This is a genomic window from Phormidium pseudopriestleyi FRX01 (assembly GCF_017313335.1).
Classification (GTDB): domain Bacteria; phylum Cyanobacteriota; class Cyanobacteriia; order Cyanobacteriales; family Laspinemataceae; genus Laspinema; species Laspinema pseudopriestleyi.
In genome coordinates this window covers 1-5,299 of sequence record NZ_JAFLQW010000387.1, presented here as the reverse complement: position 1 = coordinate 5,299, position 5,299 = coordinate 1, and the positions used below count along the sequence as shown (strand labels likewise).

Here is a 5,299-nt window from a genome sequence, read left to right as displayed (position 1 = left end):
TTCAGCGGATTTTGGGATGCTTTTCGACGGTTGAACCGCCACACTCACCCCATGTCCCACGGCGAATTCTACCTGACGGCGATATAACATTCCCATCGCTTCATTTTCTGCCCGAATCATCGGGTCGAGGTTTTCTAGGGCGAGAGGTAAAGGTCGTTTGATAAAAATAGGGGGATGATTTTTATCCCCGGACCGGATTTTTAACTCCGGTTGGAAAACCCAGGCGCGATCGCGTAATTTGGCCGGTTCATGTTGTCCATTCACCAGAAACACCGTCACAATCCAATCCCCATTATCCATCCGGCGAGATTGACCCTTAACGATGATTTCCCCCGCTTGTTCAGGACTGGGAACCCATTCAAAGCGGTGATTCTGTTTCAGAGGTTGGATACGACTCCCGGCGATCGCATCCCGTTTCCAAACCGTTTGGGGTTCTCCATTCTCCTTGACCAAAATTTCACTTTTTTCTCGTTCATATTTTCCCCAAGATGCCGTAATTTCTAAACTTTCGGCGGTATTCTCCACACAAAAAGTCAGTCCCATTGAAGAGGGAAACATCGTAGAGGGAATTGCCACAGTTTTTTCCGTCGTCCCTTCCTCTGAATTATCCTGTCCCCCCACCGCCAATTCATCTTGCTGTTCTTCCGCAGCTTCTTCCTTGCCTTTGTTGCGGAATAAAGGTGCTAAAACACCGACTAAATAGCGGTCCGTGACGCGAGTTTCATCAATTTCCTCAGTCTCGCCATTCACCGGACCGAGTAAATCCTGGATAATCAATTCCTCTAATTCTGCCCGGATTTGTGCCGGAGAAGGTTTAGTAAAGATGGATACCGGGAGTGAAGTTTCCGAGGGGATTTCTCCCGAGATATTCTCTCGACGACTTTTGGAAAAGTTAGAGACAACCTTAATGATGCGATCGCTGACTCCCTCATCCAGATTCAACACTTCGCTATCCGAGTCAATCCCTTCCAATAAAACCTTTAAAACTGAATCCGGGGCTGATTGTACGCTACTCCAATCCAGTTTTGCCCTACCCTCGCGCAATTGTTGATTGATAGCGGCGAGGTCTAAATTTTCTGAAAGTACCGGGGGAAGTTTGATTAGTTTCATAGGAAGGATGAAGGATAAAGGATGAGGGATAAAAGGGTTTAGACCCTTATTCTTTGGGGTAAGCGGATTTCCCCTTGGAGTTTGTGATATAAATCGACGGATTCATTGGAATGACCGATGGACGCGACTATCGCATACCTCTGATTCGATATTTCGTCGGGATTGACCCATTTTTTATTGCAGGCGACCACTAAATACAGGGGTTTAGAATCATACTTCCAGTTGGCGTTTGAAAACTGAACTTGTCCTTTTTGCAGGGTTCCTTTGTTGCGAATGCTTCGACCGGGCTTAAGGTCAATTTCTATACTACCATATTTCTTCTTTAACGCTCCAATAGATATCGCCATAAAATTTTCTGAATTTTCTGGTTTTTTGCCATTCTCGAAAAATGCCTGATTCAAAATGTTATGGTCAATATTTTTAAATAAGTAAAATTCCATTGTAATCCCAAGGTAAGAGTCTCCCCGGGTATGCCGTGTGGGTGGGTCGAATACTAGAGTCACCGAGCAGGTTTTTGTTCCCTTCGTTTTGATAAATTCTTCCGGTAAAGGTGGAATTTCATAAATGTGGTAATGCCCCAGGTTGAGGGTTTCATGATCGACTAACAACAAGACTTGATTCCCTCGCGAGTAAGCGGCCCTTTCAAAATCGGGTTGCCCATATCCATAAATCTTTAATCGCTTTTTTAATTGTTCGGATGAGTTGCCCTCAAACCGAGGAGGAATATCGGTGGGAATTTGAGCAGAATCAGCTATTAATGCCCGAATTAGGTTGGAGGTGGCATGGGGGAATTTGGTAAAAAGTTTAGCAGCTAAGTTGGCGACACGAGGGGCTGAAAAACTGGTGCCCCTATAGAATTTTAAAAGGGACGGACCTTGGAAATTTTTATTCAGGGTCATCATCGCATTCCCCCAATCCTTATTACTGAGTCGATCGCCCTCTAAAACAAAATCTCCCTCAAACTCTACCAGTTCGGGTTTAATCATGCCGTCAACGCCAAATCCAGTCCGGGTAAAGGGGGATGGGTATTTCTCGACTTTCGCGATCGCCCGACTGCGGGCATCACCTGGATAGAGTCCACTGCCTTTTCCCATTGATAAAGAGCCCACTGTTAACGCGATCGCTGCTGTAGCCGGTTCTATAATCTGCGCGTCTTCACTGAGGAGATAATCGGGATAATCTTGGGCAATCAGTTCGGGCGAGTCCGACTCATACCAAAAATTACCGGCAGAAATAACAAAAAGTATATTTTGATGCTGAAGTTTATACGCAATTTCGTCAATTCTAGCCGCTAATCGAAATTGCTTTTCCCCTGGGTGGTAAATTAACCGACTATCCCCCAGGGAAATATTAATAACCTGGCAATTTTTATAATTCCTGACAAAATAATCAATTGCTGCTTCAATCTGCGTATCTAAAAGTAGTTCTGGATCATATTCGTTATCTTCGTTGGTGACTCGGGCAGAAAATAGCCAGACTTGGGGTTGAAATGATTTATTAGTGACACATTCAGCGACATCGCCATAAATAGCAATTCCTGCAACCCCCGTCCCATGACCTCCGGTTTTAATATCGCCATCGTCTGGCCCTCCGGTAATAAACTGATGTTTAGAATCTGGGAATACTTCACTGTCTCCTAATGCAGGGCCAATCAGCGGATGTCCTCTTTGGACTCCTGAATCAATTACTAATATGCCAGTAGATTCTAAGTCTGGGGATTGGATTTCAGGTAAACTCGATAGCGGAATGTTGTACTCGCGGGGCGACTCGAAAGCCGGTTTCGGTCTTCTGTCAATTTCCTTGACTTGATATTCTTGCAATAAAATTTCTAAAATATCTACGTTGACTTGAATTCGCAGGTTACAAATATATTTACCAATATAGCGATCGCTGACTCTCAGACCTAATTGAGAGTCAATATTCCGTAAAAAATTATCAACTTCATCGATATAGTTGTTGAGTTCCTTTCGATTGCCGGTATGCCATAATTCCATATCTAAGGGAACGACTTCACCAGGTTTTAAAGGGTCAAGTTTAAGCAAGGGTCCTATCCTATCTTCTGGTTCTAGGCGGACCAACTCTTCAATGTAGTCTAAATAGGCATATTCATGACCATTGGGAATTACTCCGGCGTAGGACTTTAATCGGTTTTGAAATTCAGTGAGGTGATCATCGTCAGCAAAAACCACGATCGCTTGATGCACTTTTGGTGCTTTTTCGAGTAAATGAAGACCGAGAGAAGGGAGATGGTTTTCTATGCTGTCATTTTTTCTCAGTTTTATTTTAAAAATTAATTTCGGATTAATCCCGAATGGACGAGGTTTCTCCTCAAACTTTTGATTCAGGACAGCAACCTGGGTTAATAAATGACTGCCATGAGACCGGCGATCGCCTCTTTTTTCCCCGCCAAACCCTCCCGGTTTTGATTTTCTTCTAGGTAATTGACTCTCTACTTTATGCAACGGTAAATGTTCATAGTTATCCATTCGTGTCTCCTGTCACAAATTCTTGACTTTTCTGAGAACGGGTAACGACCTCCATCCGGTCATGATGATGGGCGATCGCTGCTTCTAAATCCTCTAGCTTTAATACTTTTTCACCTTTGAGGATAACCGATTTGATGGCATTTTGGCAAATTCGCTCAATGTCTGCACCTGTTGCCCCTTTTAGCGGGTCTGCCAATGGGTTTACATCTATCTCATGTCTAATACTTCCTAAGTTTTTTAATAGCAGAGAAATGATGGCATCATGACTGGGTTTGTCAAATAAAAGCACTTCATCAAATCTGCGCCAGATAGCCGAATCTAGCATAGATGAATGATTGGTGGCCGCCACAAACAGACTGGCATGATTTCTGGAATCAATGAGTTGCAGCAAGCTGTTGACAATCCGCTTGATTTCTCCGTGGTCATTCGCCGCATTTCTGTCTTTGCCAATGGCATCAAATTCATCAAACAAAACCACCCATTGTCCTTTATGGATATAATCAAAAATCAGATTGAGGTTGATGGCAGTTTCTCCCAAATACGAAGAAAAAACTGCTGATAGATTCACATAAACTAACGGTAAGGATAAAACACTGGCTAACACTTGGGCCGTGAGGGTTTTTCCACACCCTGGAGGGCCGCAAAATAAAAGAGTAGACCGAGGTTTGAGATTGTAGGCGGTTAAAATATCTTGTTTTCTATTTTCTAAAACAACCGTCTCTAAAATTTCCCGGTTTTTGTCCGTTAAGATGACATTTTCCCAGGTTAAATCGTAGGGTTGAACTGTAATCAGGGGTAAACCTGTATCCTTAGCTTTAGGAACTTCTGGGTAAGTTTGCCACCGTGAACCATTAGACGCCACTGATTTGACGGGGGTGGTCAGTTGCAAACTTTTTTCTAATTCTTTGGCTAATAAAAGATGATTTTTATTGCGTTCTTCTTGAATTAATTCTTGCGCGGCAGCATAAAATTCTTCTCGGTCATTTTCCGAGAAACTTTTAAACAATTTTCTGATTAAATCGCCGCGTGTTGCCATGTTTACTAAAAAGCGTGGGGGCTTTAATCTCTGGCAAATCAGACCACGCTATTCCTTATTCTGTCTAGTGTAGCATAACAAATCAACATTAAAAATAAAGGAGTATTTAAACCTTTGCTTAATAGCGTAACTGGGTTATATAGCCAGTCTAAATCAGTTTGAAACCTCACCCCCGTCCCCCTTCGACCCCCTTCGGCGGGGCTCAGGGTCGAAGGGGGACGGGGGTGAGGGTCCATTCGCAAAATCATTTAGAACCGCTATAAACCCAGTTGAATGTTTCAGTAAACCTGGCAAATCGGCTAGAGTTCAAACTCCCGACGGACCCGGCAATCTACTAAAAATCGATACTCATTTGACCCGGTGAACTGTTGGATTTAATGTTATTCTTCCCCTTACTCTTCCCTGCCTTCTTCTTCTTCTTATCATGCAATCCGGCGGCGACTTCCTCGGCGTAGCGTTCGTGGTTGAGTTGCAACAGGCGGTCTAAAACCTCCCCTCTAGCGTCTTCACTAATGGTAAATCGGAGTCCCTGTTTGGTTTCATGGAATCCGTGATTCAGGGGTAAGTCCGTCCAACCGTAGGCGGTGGCAACGGCATTATCCATTTGGATATGTAATTCTCGCAGGGTTTGGATGTCCTTGGCGGTTTCTTCGGGGTCATGAAAGCG

At 43.8% G+C, this 5,299-nt stretch carries 3 protein-coding genes and 1 pseudogene; all 4 read right to left on the bottom strand.

What is annotated here, in order from left to right; all coding sequences use genetic code 11:
* Positions 1 to 1,110 (bottom strand): annotated as a pseudogene (locus J0895_RS14655) (DISARM system helicase DrmA); the annotation flags it as partial.
* A gap of 38 nt (positions 1,111 to 1,148) precedes the next feature.
* The gene (locus J0895_RS14650) at positions 1,149 to 3,596 is read right to left on the bottom strand and encodes a S8 family peptidase (RefSeq protein ID WP_207088806.1); all 2,448 of its coding nucleotides are present in this window, start codon (positions 3,594 to 3,596) and stop codon (positions 1,149 to 1,151) included.
* Positions 3,589 to 4,632, bottom strand: a complete 1,044-nt coding sequence (locus tag J0895_RS14645) for an AAA family ATPase (RefSeq protein ID WP_207088805.1) — start codon at positions 4,630 to 4,632, stop codon at positions 3,589 to 3,591. The genes J0895_RS14650 and J0895_RS14645 overlap by 8 nt, the downstream gene beginning before the upstream one ends.
* Positions 4,633 to 4,966: 334 nt before the next feature.
* Positions 4,967 to 5,299 (bottom strand): hypothetical protein (locus J0895_RS14640; protein ID WP_207088804.1); only part of this gene is annotated, 333 nt, incomplete at its 5' end.

Coding starts and splice junctions, on each gene's coding strand:
- J0895_RS14650 (WP_207088806.1), bottom strand. CDS start 3,596: ATGGATAACTATGAACATTTACCGTTGCATAAAGTAGAGAGTCAATTA.
- J0895_RS14645 (WP_207088805.1), bottom strand. CDS start 4,632: ATGGCAACACGCGGCGATTTAATCAGAAAATTGTTTAAAAGTTTCTCG.